Source organism: Desulfovibrio sp. 7SRBS1, assembly GCF_049723905.1.
Lineage (GTDB): Bacteria > Desulfobacterota > Desulfovibrionia > Desulfovibrionales > Desulfovibrionaceae.
The window spans coordinates 3,583,677-3,597,114 of sequence record NZ_JBJKFD010000001.1 but is presented as its reverse complement, the minus strand read 5'-3'; the positions used below and the strand labels follow the sequence as shown (position 1 = coordinate 3,597,114).

Sequence of the window (13,438 nt, the reverse complement as noted above, 5' to 3'; positions counted from 1 at the left end):
AAAGAAGGGCCGCTCCAAAGAGCGACCCTTCTTTATTTCATATCAACGTTCCGGCTACTTGGGCGAAGCCATGTAGCGCAGGAACTCGTTTTTCGGAGTAAGCACAAAGGTTGTGCCGTTCTTGAGCCCGGCCTTGTACGCTTTCAGACTTCTCTGGAATTCGTAGAAGTGGGGATCACGGTTCAGGGCGTCGGCGTAAATCTTGATCGATTCAGCATCGCCCTCACCTTCCAGGATTTCAGCCTGTCTTCCGGCTTCGGCCAGGATGATGGACCGCTCCTTGTCTGTAGAGGCCTTGATCTTGGCAGCCTCTTCCTTACCTTCGGAACGATACTGGCGAGCCTGCCGTTCACGTTCCGCGCGCATGCGTCCGTAAATGGCGCGCGCGTTTTCCGGCGGAAGGTCGGTGCCCTTGATGCGCACGTCGTTGACCATGATGCCGAACTGGTTGATCAGCTTGTTGGACTCGCGCGTCACCTGCTCCATGATTTCCGCACGCTTGGACGAAACGATCTCGATAAGCGTGTACTTACCAAGCGCCACACGCATCTCCGAATAGATGATGTCGTCCAGGCGGGCCTGGGCACGCGGGATGCTGCGCACCGTGGTGTAGAACTTGAGCGGGTCGGCAATGCGCCACTTGGAGTAGTTGTCCACTTCCATGGTCTTCTTGTCCTTGGTCAGGACTTCAGACGGCTGGGCATCGTAGTTCAGCAGACGCGCATCAAAGAAGATGATGTTCTGCACAAAGGGCAGCTTGAAGTGCAGGCCCGGAGCCTGGGCGCCGCGCACGGGCTTGCCGAGCTGCAGCACCAGGGCCGTTTCGGTCTGGTCCACAATAAAGGCGCTCTGCTGCAGGGCCACAAGGGCAAGCACGGCCACCAGAATGACGATTACGGGTGAACGTTTCATTATTTACCCCCCTGGCCGCCGCCCAATTGATTCAAAGGCAGATAGGGCAAAGCGCGCCGCATGGCCTCGTCCGAAAGAACCATCTTCCGAACCGTCGGATCGGAGAGGATTTCCTCCATAGTTTCCAGATACATACGCTTACGCGTAATATCGGGAGCCTTGACGTATTCCCTCAGCACATTCTTGAACCGGGCTGCGTCGCCCTTGGCTTTGAGAATGGCGGACTCCTTGTATGCCTGCGCGTCGTTGATGACCACGGAAGCCTGTCCGCGGGCCTTGGGGATCAAGTCGTTGCGGTAGGCGTCGGCCTCGTTGATGAAGCGGCTCTTGTCCTCTCGGGCACTGGCCACGTCTTTGAAGGCCTCGACAACCTCATTCGGCGGATGAACGTTCTGCAGCTGGACTGCGACAATACGGACACCGGCCTTATAGCGGTCCATAATCTGTTGCAGCAGGTCCATGGTCTGCACCTGGATTTCCAGCTTGCCCGAGGTCAGCGCGCTATCGATCTTGTTCTTGCCGATAACTTCGCGCATGGCGGACTCGGCGGCGCTTTTCACGGTTTCCACGGGATTATCCACGTTGAACAGATAATTTTTGGGGTCTTTTATCTGGAACTGGACGATGAACTGCACGTCGACAATGTTTTCGTCGCCGGTCAGCATCAGGGCTTCATCCGGCACAAGGCGAATATTTCCCTGGTCGAACTTGCCCCCCCGTCCGCGGGAACGGAAGCCGATTTCGATACGTTGAATTTCCGTAACGCGCGGCGTCTGCACGCTTTCCAGAGGGAAAGGCATGTGATAGTGCGGCCCGGGGCCGGTAATTCTGTCGTACGCGCCGAAACGCTGTACAACGCCGACTTCGTCAGGCTCTACGATGTAAATACCGCTGCCCGCCCACAAAAGCACGAGGGCCAAAAAAATAAGCTTGGCCCCGCCGCTTCCGGGCCTGATCAGCTTGAACTTTTTCAAGCGGTCGTTGATATCTTTGAAATCAGGCCCCTGTGGTGGGCCCCCATCCTGCCGCTGCCGTTTTTCCTGTAGTTTTTCCCAGTCCCAATTCATAAGCAAACTCTTAGGCAAGTCGTAGTTACAGGTCAAGGTCAGTCGAAAAATGGCCACAAGGAAAAGACTCCCTCTTGCGCCAACCAGATGTTCAGCTCATAATGCCGCTTCTCTGCAAAACGGCCAAGACCGCCAAACCTCATCTTAAGGGAATATGCCCATGCTGCCAATACGTGGCGAGATATTCAGAGAGTACGACATCCGAGGCATCATCGGCAAGGACTTCGATGAAGAATGGGTGGAAACCCTGGGCTGCGCCCTGGGTACATTTTTCAAGAATCGCGGCCAGGACCGGGCCATCGTGGGGCACGACTGCCGCCGCACCTCCCCCGAATATCAGACCCGCATCATCAAGGGGCTGTGTTCCACCGGCGTGGACGTCACCTTTCTGGGGCATACCAGCACCCCCGGCTTTTATTTCGCGGCCAGCACCCTCAATTTTCAGGCCGGAGTCATGATAACGGCCTCGCACAACCCGCCGCAATTCAACGGATTCAAGGTATGGAGCGGCAACTCCACCATATACGGCCAGCAGATTCAGGACATTCTGGCCCTGATGCGTTCGGGCCAGTTTGCCAAAGGATCGGCCATTGCCGCGTATCACGACATTGCGCCCAGCTACATAGAAAACCTTGCCTCGCGGGTGACCCTGGGCAGGCCTATCAAGGTGGTACTGGACGGCGGCAACGGATCGGGCGGTCCGGTTACCGCTGCCATGCTGCGCAAGGCCGGGGCCGAGGTGATCGAACTGTACTGTGAGCCGGACGGCGATTTTCCCAACCACCATCCCGACCCCACCATTGAGAAAAACCTCATCGACCTTATGCAACGCGTGCAGGAAGAAGGGGCCGACCTGGGCATAGGGCTGGACGGCGACGGCGACCGGCTGGGCGCGGTAACGGAAAAGGGGAAAATGCTCTACGGCGACGAATTGACGGCCATCCTGGCCCGCGAAGAACTTGCCCGCAATCCCGGCGCAACCATTGTGGGCGACGTCAAGTGTTCGCACCGCATGTACCGCGATATTGAAGCGCACGGCGGCAAGCCTGTGATGTCGGCCACCGGCCATTCGCTTATGAAAGCCCGCCTCCGCGAACTGGGCGCGCCCCTGGGCGGCGAACTGTCCGGCCACATCTTTTTTTTCGGCAACTACCTGGGCTTTGACGACGCCTCGTACGCCGCGCTCAAGCTTGTAGAAATCGTCAGCAAGGCGGACAAGCCCCTGTCACGCTTTCTGGAGGGCTGGCCGCCCACATGCAGCACCCCGGAAATCCACCTGCCCTGCCCCGAGGCACACAAGGCCGCGGTTATCGCCAGGGCGCAGAAGGAATTTTCCGCCCTGTACGATACCCAGACCATAGACGGCGCGCGCTGCACCTTTGCCGACGGCTGGGCCCTGGTGCGGGCCTCCAACACGCAGCCGGTGCTGACCCTGCGCTTCGAAGCCGAGACCGCCGAGCGGCTGGACCAATTGCGGGAAATGATAGAGGCCCCGGTGCGCCAATGGATTGAAGAGACGGCCAAGCCATCCGGCGAGTAGCTTTTTTAAAACTTACCGTTGGTTGCGGAATCCATATTGTCCCCAACGACGGACCGGGTTATGGTGCCTCCATAAAACCTTGGCACAGGAGCCGACACCATGCGCACCCTCATTACAAGCCTTTTTCTCGTCCTGCTGCTGGGCGCGACTGCTCTGGCGGAAGCCCCGCAAACGTCCACAGGGCAAACCCTGTATGTGCCGGTCTACTCCAACGTGTACCAGGGACCGCGCAACAAACCCTTTCCCCTCACCGTCATCCTGAGCATCCGCAATACGGATTTCGTCCATTCCATATTGGTGAAGGAAGCATCGTATTATGATTCCAACGGCAACCTTGTGGAGCAATTCCTCAAGGAACCCATAAATCTTTGCCCCATGCAGTCCAAACGCATTCTGGTGCCAGAAAGCGACGAACGCGGCGGATCGGGCGCGAATTTCGTGGTGAGGTGGTCCTCAGAAAAGGACGTGAACACGCCGGTTGTGCAGGGCGTGATGGTCAGCACCGCCAGCACACAGGGTGTGTCCTTTGTGGTGGACGGCGTGGTGATACGGGACAACAGGAAGAAGTAAGACATGGTCGCAAGACCGCATCCCGTGTGTCTGCAGCGCTTGCGGAGCCCTACCGTTCCGTCATTGCCAGCTTTATTCCAAGCGAAATAAAGACCATTCCAAGCCCCCGTTCCAGCCACAGGCTCAGGGAACGGCTCTCGCGCAGTTTGCAGGTTACGCGGTCGCTGGTCAGTACCACCAGCGGCTCCACGCAGGCGGCAACTACTATGATGAGCGTGCCGTGCAGCAGAAGCTGCGCCCACATGGGCCCGGCCCCCGGCACGATGAATTGCGGCAGAAACGCCAGAAAGAATGTGGCGACCTTGGGGTTGAGCAGGTCGATGAATACGCCCTGGCGGAACACGGAGCCGAGGCTTTTGCTCTGAGCCTCTTCTGCCAGCGGCACCAGATCGCCCTTGGAACGCAGCGATTGAATACCCAGCCAGACCAGATAAACCGCGCCTATCCATTTGACCACGGAAAAGGCGGTGGCGGATGTGGCGACAATGGCGGTAAGCCCCAGCGCTGCAAACAGCACATGGCAGAACGCCCCGGCCCACAGACCGAACATGGCGGCGGTACCGGCCCGTCTGCCGCCCCGAACCGTATGGCCGAGGATAAAGGCGATATCCGGCCCTGGCGAAATATTCAAAAGAAACGCGGCCAGGAAAAAGCCGGACCAATGCGCCAGAGTATAGTCGAACATGGTATCAATATCCCGTTGGGTTCGGTGTAAAAGAGTAGGAGAACCACCTCGCCCCGTTCTTGTCAAATGCGACCCGCCTGCCGCGCCGATTTTCTCCTGTATTCCATAAGAAAAGGGTGCTCCCGTAAAAGGAACACCCTCATAATACTTTCGTCCGCAGGCTGCTCAAAAAGGAGGGAGAGCAAGGCGCGAGAAGAAATCGAGGTCGACGCGTATTCTCATATACGCGAGGACTCAATTTCTTTGCAGCAACGCAGCTATCGTGCCTTTTTCAGCAGCCTAGCCTAAATTTTATTTTTCCCACTTGAGTTTGGCTTCAAACTCACCCACGCGCATGCGCTTCTTGAAGGAAGTGACCGTGTTCTTCATAAGCATGGCAATGGTCATGGGGCCTACGCCGCCGGGCACGGGCGTGATGGCGGAAACCTTGTCCTTCACATCTTCAAAGTCGCAGTCGCCCACCAGTCCTTCATCGGTGCGGTTGATGCCCACGTCGATGATCACGGCGCCTTCCTTGACCATGTCGGCCTTGATGAGCTTGGGCACGCCCACGGCGGCAAAGATGAAGTCGGCCTGGCGGATTTCCGCGCCCAGGTCCGGGGTGCGGGAATGGCAGACCGTAACCGTGGCATTGGCGTAGTCGCCGCCGCGGGTAAGCATCATGGCAAGGGGCTTGCCCACGATGTTGGAGCGGCCCACCACAACGGCTTTTTTACCGGCTGTTGGCAGGTTGTAGCGCCGAAGCAGTTCGATGCAGCCTGCGGGGGTACAGGGCTCGAAACAGGGGGCGCCCTGGGAAAGACGACCCACGTTGACCGGATGAAAACCGTCCACGTCCTTGTCCGGATCGATCATGTCCAGAATGCGCTGGCTGTCCAGCCCTTTGGGCAAGGGGAGCTGCACCAGGATGCCGTCGATCTGCGGGTCCTGATTCAGGGCCTGGATAAGGTCTTCCAGTTCGTCCTGGGGCGTGTCGGCGGGCTTGTCGTACTGACGATGGTGCAGGCCGAGTTCGTCGCAGGCCCGGCTTTTCATGCGCACGTACACCTGGGAGGCAGGATCGTCGCCCACAAGCACAACGGCCAGTCCGGGCGCACGGCCGCAGACTTCCTTGTATTTTTCCGCTTCTTCCTTGAGTTCCGCGCGTATAGCAGCGGCAGTGGCTTTACCGTCTATAAGAATCATTGCGAGCTCCCTTGCTTGCTATGGGTTGGATATCTGGCTCCGGTTCGTCTTCCTCTCGGGCCGATACCCTAAAGGGCGCGGTTTGAAAAGCAAAGGGCGGACCGTGCCGTAGCACAATCCGCCCAAAGTATCACATTGGTGAGGAGCTTAGTCTTCGTCGTCCACGTCGAAGAACTGGGCGGCCAGGGCAGGTCCAAAGTAGATGCCCTCTTCTTCCAGGTCTTCCTCGATGCGCAGCAGCTGGTTGTACTTTGCCAGCCGGTCGGAACGGGACAGGCTGCCGGACTTGATCTGTCCGGCATTGGTGGCCACGGCGAGGTCGGCGATGAAGTTGTCGCTGGTTTCGCCGGAACGGTGGGAAACAACCGTGGTGTAGGAAGCTTCCTTGGCCATTTCAATGGTATCCAGGGTTTCGGTGACCGTACCGATCTGGTTCAGCTTGATGAGGATGGAGTTGCACACACCCTGCTCGATGCCGTCGGCCAGAATTTCGGGGTTGGTCACGAACAGGTCGTCGCCCACCAGCTGGATGTCGTTGCCCAGCTCGGCGGTGTGATGCGCAAAGCCTTCCCAATCGTTTTCGGCCAGGCCGTCTTCGATGGAAATGATGGGGAAGCGGGAGACGAAGTCCTTGTAGAAGTCGGTCAGTTCGGCAGAGGTGAAGATCTTGCCTTCGCCCTTCAGGTTGTACTTGCCGTCCTTGTAGAACTCGCTGGCAGCGGCGTCGATAGCCAGGGCGATTTCACGGCCGGGCTCGTAACCGGCTTCCTGAATGGCGCGCACGATGTATTCAAAGGCTTCGCCGTGGTTCTTCAGGTTGGGGGCAAATCCGCCTTCGTCGCCTACGCTGGTTACGTGGCCGTCCTTGGCGAGGATTTTCTTCAGGGCATGGAAGGTTTCCGAACCCATGCGCAGGGCCTCGGCAAAGGTGTCCGCGCCCAGAGGCATGATCATGAATTCCTGGATGTCCAGGTTGTTGGGGGCATGCTCGCCGCCATTGATGATGTTCATCATGGGAGCAGGCAGCAGCTTGGCGTTGACGCCACCCAGGTACTGGTACAGGGGCAGGCCCAGGAAGTTGGCAGCGGCACGGGCCGTTGCCATGGACACGCCCAGCATGGCGTTGGCGCCGAGTTTGGATTTGTTCTCGGTGCCGTCCAGTTCGATGAGCGTATTGTCCAAAGCCACCTGACGGGTGGCGTCCATGCCGATGATTTCTTCGGAAATGACGTCGATGACGTTGTTGACGGCCAGCTGAACGCCCTTGCCGCCATAGCGGGAAGCGTCGCCGTCACGCAATTCCAGGGCCTCGCGGGACCCGGTGGATGCGCCCGAGGGCACTCCGGCGCGGCCGGTGTGACCGGAATCCAGGGTAACTTCTACCTCTAAGGTGGGATTGCCTCGGGAATCCAAAATCTCACGTGCCCATACAGCCAGGATAGTGCTCATGGCGTTTTCTCCTTGTATAAAGTAACGGTTGCAATTCAAAACATATTCAGTGCCTTGCGGCTATTACCCTTATTATTTATTCGCATCGTAGGCCAGACGCAACCCCTCCAATAACAGATCCGGCCTTACCACGTCCACGCATCTTGCAGCTCTGGCTATGCGCCCGGCAAAACCGCCGGTGGCAACAACCTTGGGCGGCGTATCAAACTGTTTGGAAAGACGCGCGCACAGCCCTTCGGTCATGGAGGCGAAGCCGTGCAGCAGGCCCTGGCTCAAGCTCTGGGCGGTGGTGCGGCCCACGTTGATGACGTCCGGCGAAACCGACAGATCGGCCTGCGGTAGTTTGGCCGTACCCGCGGCCAGCCCGCGCGCTGAAGACAGCACGCCGGGGCAGATCAGTCCGCCCAGGTAGGCGTTGCCCTTGACCAGGTCGAACGTGGTGGCCGTACCAAAGTCGATGACGATGAACCCATCGGAATCGAACAAGCGTACCGCGCCGTATGCGCTGACCAACCGGTCCGCACCCACTTCCTGAGGTCGTTCATACCTGTTTTCCATGGGAATGGGGAGGTCCTTGTTGGCAAAAAACACTTGGCAGCCACAATATCTGGAAGCGGCCACGCGCATTGGCTCGTCCGCGCCCGGTACGACCGAGGAAACCACCCAGGCCTCCAGGCTCTCCGGGGTCACCCCTGCCAGACGGCACATTTCCAACACGGCAAATCCCAGCGAGTCCGAGGTGCCCAGCTGGGCCGTGGACAGGGCATAGGAAACGGGTTCCCTGTCCCCTACGGCTATGCCGAATTTGATGTTCGTGTTTCCGGCATCAACCAACAGTAAATTTTTATCATTCATATCATGCCTGTAGCTGAATTGTATTGCGAAGAAAAGTCGGATGGCATTCTTTTTTGACGAAAAAAAACGATTTTCCAACCTGCCGCCAACCATCCGTCGGGGGAAACACACTCTCACCAGTTGACGGGAAGGCCGATGATACGGATACTCGTACCATGACCGCACTGACTCAAACGTTGTACAAACGCTGGATCTACCCTGTGGACCCGGCCTTCATCATATTGCGTTTCGCACTCAAGACCGTACTGGCCGGGATGTGCGCCCTGCTTGCCGCCATACTGTGGCCCCGTCTGGCCGAAGTATGGTGCGTGGCAGGCGCGCTGGCCCTTATGCTGGCGCGCGGTGGTAACACCATAACCCAGCGGCGATTGTTCATGCTGGCCACCGGGCTGTGCGCCGCAGTTTTCGTGCCCATAGCCACCATGGCAGGACATTCGCCCGTAGGCGCGGGCGTCTTCGCCTTTGTGCTGGCCTTTTGCGCCTACTACTCGGCCACGCTGGGGCAGAACGTGGGCAAGGCCGCCATCTGGGTTCTCATCCTGAGCACCATTGCCGTAAGCACGCCAGCCAGCCTGGACCAGGGGCTGATCCGCTCCCTCTCCCTTCTGGTTGGGGGCTGCTGCTCGTTCCTGATCTATTTTCTCATCTGGCCGATCAACCCCGAATCCATCCTGCGTTCCGCCGGACGGGTGGGGTTGAGCGACGTGGCTGACTACGTGCAGCCCGCGCTGGACGTGGTACGCGGCATTCCCGGAGCGCGCGAGATATGCGATCCGTCCCATGCCCGGGCCAGCAACTCCGTGGGCGGCTACCGCCGCAACCTCGAAGCCATGGGCTATTCCGACAGCCAAATACGCCCTGGCGGCGATTGGGCCACCCGGCTTTACATCATTCAGATACGCCTTTTCAAGGCCATCCTGGCACTCTCCCAACATGCGGACTGCCTTTCAGAGGCTGTTTCCGCGGAAATTTCCGAGCAGGCGCGGCTGGCGGGAAAGGAAGCGGCCAAGGCCATCAACACCCTGGCCCGGAACGCTGTAAACGGCGGCCCCTGGCCCGACACCTCCCGCTACGACCTTATTGTCGATTCCCTGGAACGGCAGCTCGTCAACCCGGTCCGCAGCGGGGGCGACCTCAGCCTTCTGAGCACCCAAAGCGTGGTTGGCGCGTTCAATGCCCTGTATGCGCTCAAAACCCTGGGGCGTGAAATGAAACGCCTGTCCGACCACGAGGGGGGCGAGTAAATATGGACAATACTGTTTCCCCCAAGCCCGAGGCGCAAACCGAGCCGACCATTCCACCGCTGCGCGAAATTTTCAAAAAAATACGCGAGGGCTTCAACCTGTCCTCGCCGGTCTTCCGCCTTTCGGCAAAAGCCGCACTGGCCATATCCCTGGCCGTGGTCGCGGCCAGACTGCTGGGCCTCAGCCACCAGATGTGGCTGGTTATCAGCGTCATCGTGGTGATGAAACCGACATTGGGCGGTGCGTTGCGCTTCGGCCTGGACCGGATCATCGGAACATTCCTCGGCGCACTGGCAGCCGTGGGCTATCTGCTGCTCTTCGGCACGGAGGGAAACTATTTTTGGCTGGTCCTTCTGCTGGGTGCGGGCACGGCCATTTATCTGAACGCCTTCCGCTACCGGGTCTTTGTGGCGGTGATGACCTTTGCCGTGGTGCTGGCCTTTGCCCGCTTTCTGCCCGAGGGCTGGATGGCAGGGCTGTACCGCGTGTACGCCACCATTGGCGGCGTGGTCATCGGGCTGCTGGCCCAGCGTTTCATCTGGCCGAACCAGGCCCGTAAACGGATACGGGACATGCTGGCCCTCACGCTGGAAGCCCTGGCAGGCCATGCCCAGGCCCTGTGCGAAACCGCCCTGTACGGCCCCACGGGTGACGCCCTGCCCTTTACCCGGCGTGAATCATTCCTCATGCTGGGCGATTTTGCCGACACCCTGCAGGAAGCCCGCAGCGAGCCGGGGCTGAACACGGTGTGGCGCAAACTCATGCGCCGCCTCAAGAGCCGCATGGATCACCTCTATTATCTTCAGGTCTCCATGGACACCGTTGTCCGCGACTCGGACTCTGACGGGGCATTGCGGTTCGTTGCCAGCCAACTTACGCAGGCTGAAGACGTGCTGCTGGACGCGTATTCCGAGCTGACCGACCACGTGCGCTACCACACGGTCCCAACGCCCAGGCCCCGCCTGACCGAACTTTTGGACGACGCTCTTGCCCGGTTGCAGCGGGCTGGAAAATCCGGGGAACTGGAACCGTACGGAACAGACGAATTGCTGAATATTTCCGCCCTGCTCTGGCATTACCGTGCCGTGGACCAGGAACTGGCCGATCTGGAAGCTCTGTTGGTGGAGCTGACCGAGGGGGTACGGGACACCTCTCCTTTCTGAATTTAGGTTGGCTGGAGTGGCACGATAACGGCGTTGCAGCGGGAAACCCAAACCCTCGCGTATCTAAAAATACGCGTCGGTCTTGCGTTTCCCTCGCGCCTGGTTCTCGCACCACTCCAGCCAACCTGCGAAATGGGGGAGTAAGGGGGAAGAGGGAGAGAAGAAAGGAAAGGCAAAGCAGCAAAGCAGGGCCAAAGAGCACAGGCAAAGACTCGATAACGGCGTTGCTGCGGGAGACCCAAACCCTCGCGTATCTAAAAATACGCGTTGGTCTTGCGTTTCCCTCGCGCCTGGTTCTCGCACCACTCCAGCCAACCTGCGAAATGAGGGAGTAAACGAAAAAGAGGGAGAGAAGAAAGGAAAGGCAAAGCAGTAAAGCAGGGCCAAAGAGCACAGGAAAAGACTCGATAACGGCGTTGCTGCGGGAAACCCAAACCCTCGCATATCTAAAAATACGTGTCGGTCTTGCGTTTCCCTCGCGCCTGGTTCTCGCACCACTCCAGCCAACCTGCGAAATCGGGGAGTAAGGGGGAAGAGGGAGAGAAGAAAGGAAAGGCAAAATTTTAGACTACCGGAACGACTCGCCTCAAAATAAAAACCGCCGAATGGCGGTTGGAGCAGTCGAACACAAGAGGCAAAATGAAAACATTCTGCCGACACCGTCTAAATCAATTCCAATTCCTCCAAACGTCGAACCACCACACTGGGGCGGATGGGTTTGACAAAATATCCCGTTGCCAGCCCACCGAAATGGGCCTCCCACACGTTGTCGGCATCGTCCAGCGCGGAGGTCATAAACACCTTGGATTGCTGCATGGGCTCCACGCGGGCTTCCTTTTCCTTGGCCCGTATCTGCCGCAACGCCTCCTGCCCATCCATGACCGGCATCATGATGTCCAAAAAAATCAGATCATATGTACTTTGTTCCTGAAGCAGAGAGGCCACTGCATCGACTGCTTCCTGACCGTTGGATGCACAGTCGCAGTCTCCAAAAGGGGCCAGAATGCTCTGCATCAGCAAAAGATGGTTTTCATCGTCATCTGTTATTAAAATCCGCATGGTACATCCTTTGGGACGAACGGCATGCTCGGGATGCCCGCCCCTACGCTCCCCGCATTCTATTCAAAGAGGGGATTTGCTCACTCTTCCCAATTTGCGCATGAAAAATATCGGCAACAAGATGAGGAAAACAGAATGCTTCAGCTGTCACATAAAAAAAGATCCAATCTATTCCAGACACTTATGTGACATTGAACATTTATTGCCGTACATGTACATTATATATTGAAACTTGTCATATTTTTCATCGTGCATGAGCCGCAATGCGCACGCACCTGTCGATGCACATCAAAACAGGGAGAACGGCATGGCTTTGAGTTCACGGTATACTGAAAAGTTCGATCAGGCTCTCAGCGTGGGCAGACCGCCCAACATTCGGAAGCTTTTCCCCAATTCCCGTGCCCTTATTGTCAGCGGCAAGGTCATCGACCGGGCCATGATTTCCAAAGGCAAAGCCATGACCATTGCGGCCAACGGACGCAACCGCAGCGTTATCCGCGGGGCGCTCAAGGCGGCCCAGCAGGCCGGAGCCGCCATTATTCTGGAAATCGCCAAGTCCGAATGCACCTACTGCCCCACCAATTTCTGGAACCTGGCAATGCAGGCCGACCAGGCCATGAACGAACTGGGCATCACCGTGCCCGTGGCCATCCATGCCGACCACTACGGCATAAAAAACCGCGCCGACGTGGACGCGGCCCTGGATGAAATCCCCACGCTGTTCGAGGCCGGAATAACCTCCATTGCCATAGACGCCTCCCATTTGCCCGATGCGGACAACCTGCTGGCGAATCTGGAGCTGGCCCCGCTTATTCCCAAATGGGCAGGCTACGAGACCGAGGTGGGGGAAATAAAGGGCAAGGCCGGTCTGTCCACGCCGGAAGAGGCGCTGTTCCTGATACGCGGGCTGAACGCCTATTCCCTGTACCCGGACTGGATAGCCCTGAACAACGGCACCACCCACGGCATAGAGGAAAGCGATACCGGCATCTCCGTGCCCCTTACCGCGGAAATTCACGAAGCCCTGGCCAGTTTCGGCGTATCCGGTGCCCAGCATGGTACGTCAGGCAACAATTCCGACCGGCTGCGCGATATTGCCGCCAACACCAAGACCACCAAGGCGAACGTGGCAACGGCCCTGCAGATGATTTCCTGGGGCGTCAGCGTCAACGACTACGGCAACGCCGTGTTCAACCGCTCCGGCGACTTCGACAAGGTGGAAGGCAAAGGCGTGACCGCCAGGATATGGGAACGGATGACCACCTATGCCCAGAAACAGGGCTGGAACGGCGGCGGCTACAAAAAGTTGAACCTGCCCTTTGAAAATGCCGTTCTGGGCCAGCCCGAAAAGGTCCGTCAACGCATGGAGGACGGAGTGCAGCGCTTTGTCCATCATCTGCTGGTGGACGTCTTCAATGCCGAGGATACCGCGGAGACCGCCCTGGACATCATTTTGCGCGCGGAATCCTTCGACCTCGGCCCCAAGGCATCCACTCTGGAAGACCCGCTGCAATGGACCGAAAAGAAAATCCGGGAACGGGCCGCAACGCTCGACACGGACAAGGGACCACAGGGCGACTACGACGATTAGTGTACTGTCCGCTCCATTCCTTTCATAAAAAATATGGCTCAATGGTCTGCCGGGGGACGTCATTCCCCCGGCAGGCCGCTCAGAAAGCCCGCTTCCCGCCCCATTTGCTTCGCAAAGC

General features: G+C 58.3%; 12 protein-coding genes. 5 read left to right on the top strand and 7 right to left on the bottom strand.

The features are described from left to right. Positions 1–54: 54 nt before the first annotated feature. Positions 55–912, bottom strand: coding sequence for a protease modulator HflC (hflC, locus tag ACI0FJ_RS16025; RefSeq protein ID WP_424304981.1), 858 nt, complete (start codon positions 910–912; stop codon positions 55–57). Beyond that, on the bottom strand, positions 912–1,979 hold the full coding sequence (gene hflK / locus ACI0FJ_RS16020; protein WP_424304980.1) for an FtsH protease activity modulator HflK: 1,068 nt from the start codon (positions 1,977–1,979) through the stop codon (positions 912–914). Before hflK ends, hflC begins: the two co-directional genes overlap by 1 nt. 160 nt (positions 1,980–2,139) lie before the next feature. On the opposite strand from hflK, the gene ACI0FJ_RS16015 reads away from it, so the two are divergent. Together ACI0FJ_RS16015 and ACI0FJ_RS16010 are read left to right on the top strand one after the other, a co-directional pair. Then, positions 2,140–3,519, top strand: coding sequence for a phosphomannomutase/phosphoglucomutase (locus ACI0FJ_RS16015; protein WP_424304978.1), 1,380 nt, complete (start codon positions 2,140–2,142; stop codon positions 3,517–3,519). A 99-nt stretch (positions 3,520–3,618) separates the two neighbouring features. Beyond that, complete coding sequence (locus ACI0FJ_RS16010; protein ID WP_424304976.1) at positions 3,619–4,089, top strand: DUF3124 domain-containing protein; 471 nt, start codon at positions 3,619–3,621, stop codon at positions 4,087–4,089. Positions 4,090–4,138: 49 nt separating this feature from the next. Here the strand turns inward: ACI0FJ_RS16010 and ACI0FJ_RS16005 are convergent, their stop codons facing one another. The 4 genes from ACI0FJ_RS16005 to ACI0FJ_RS15990 form a co-directional block, all read right to left on the bottom strand. Next, a complete protein-coding gene (locus tag ACI0FJ_RS16005) occupies positions 4,139–4,774 on the bottom strand; it encodes a LysE family translocator (protein ID WP_424304974.1) in 636 nt (211 codons plus the stop codon). Positions 4,775–5,065: 291 nt separating this feature from the next. Then, positions 5,066–5,959: a bifunctional methylenetetrahydrofolate dehydrogenase/methenyltetrahydrofolate cyclohydrolase FolD gene (folD, locus tag ACI0FJ_RS16000; RefSeq protein WP_424304972.1), complete on the bottom strand. Its 894-nt coding sequence runs from the start codon at positions 5,957–5,959 to the stop codon at positions 5,066–5,068. A gap of 147 nt (positions 5,960–6,106) precedes the next feature. Beyond that, positions 6,107–7,408 carry a phosphopyruvate hydratase gene (gene eno / locus ACI0FJ_RS15995; protein WP_424304970.1) on the bottom strand — a complete coding sequence of 434 codons (1,302 nt, stop codon included), beginning with the start codon at positions 7,406–7,408 and terminating at the stop codon, positions 6,107–6,109. A gap of 72 nt (positions 7,409–7,480) precedes the next feature. Further along, positions 7,481–8,263, bottom strand: coding sequence for a type III pantothenate kinase (locus ACI0FJ_RS15990; RefSeq protein ID WP_424304968.1), 783 nt, complete (start codon positions 8,261–8,263; stop codon positions 7,481–7,483). A gap of 155 nt (positions 8,264–8,418) precedes the next feature. On the opposite strand from ACI0FJ_RS15990, the gene ACI0FJ_RS15985 reads away from it, so the two are divergent. Continuing rightward, entirely contained in the window at positions 8,419–9,507 is a 1,089-nt protein-coding gene (locus ACI0FJ_RS15985; RefSeq protein WP_424304966.1) for a hypothetical protein, read from the top strand. Positions 9,508–9,509: 2 nt separating this feature from the next. Then, positions 9,510–10,670: an FUSC family protein gene (locus ACI0FJ_RS15980; protein WP_424304965.1), complete on the top strand. Its 1,161-nt coding sequence runs from the start codon at positions 9,510–9,512 to the stop codon at positions 10,668–10,670. Positions 10,671–11,333: 663 nt separating this feature from the next. Here ACI0FJ_RS15980 and ACI0FJ_RS15975 read toward each other — a convergent pair. Continuing rightward, complete coding sequence (locus tag ACI0FJ_RS15975; RefSeq protein ID WP_424304963.1) at positions 11,334–11,729, bottom strand: response regulator; 396 nt, start codon at positions 11,727–11,729, stop codon at positions 11,334–11,336. Between the two features lie 307 nt (positions 11,730–12,036). Here ACI0FJ_RS15975 and ACI0FJ_RS15970 point away from each other — a divergent pair, with 307 nt between their 5' ends. Next, positions 12,037–13,320, top strand: a complete 1,284-nt coding sequence (locus ACI0FJ_RS15970) for a class II fructose-bisphosphate aldolase (RefSeq protein WP_424304961.1) — start codon at positions 12,037–12,039, stop codon at positions 13,318–13,320. Positions 13,321–13,438: the final 118 nt, after the last annotated feature.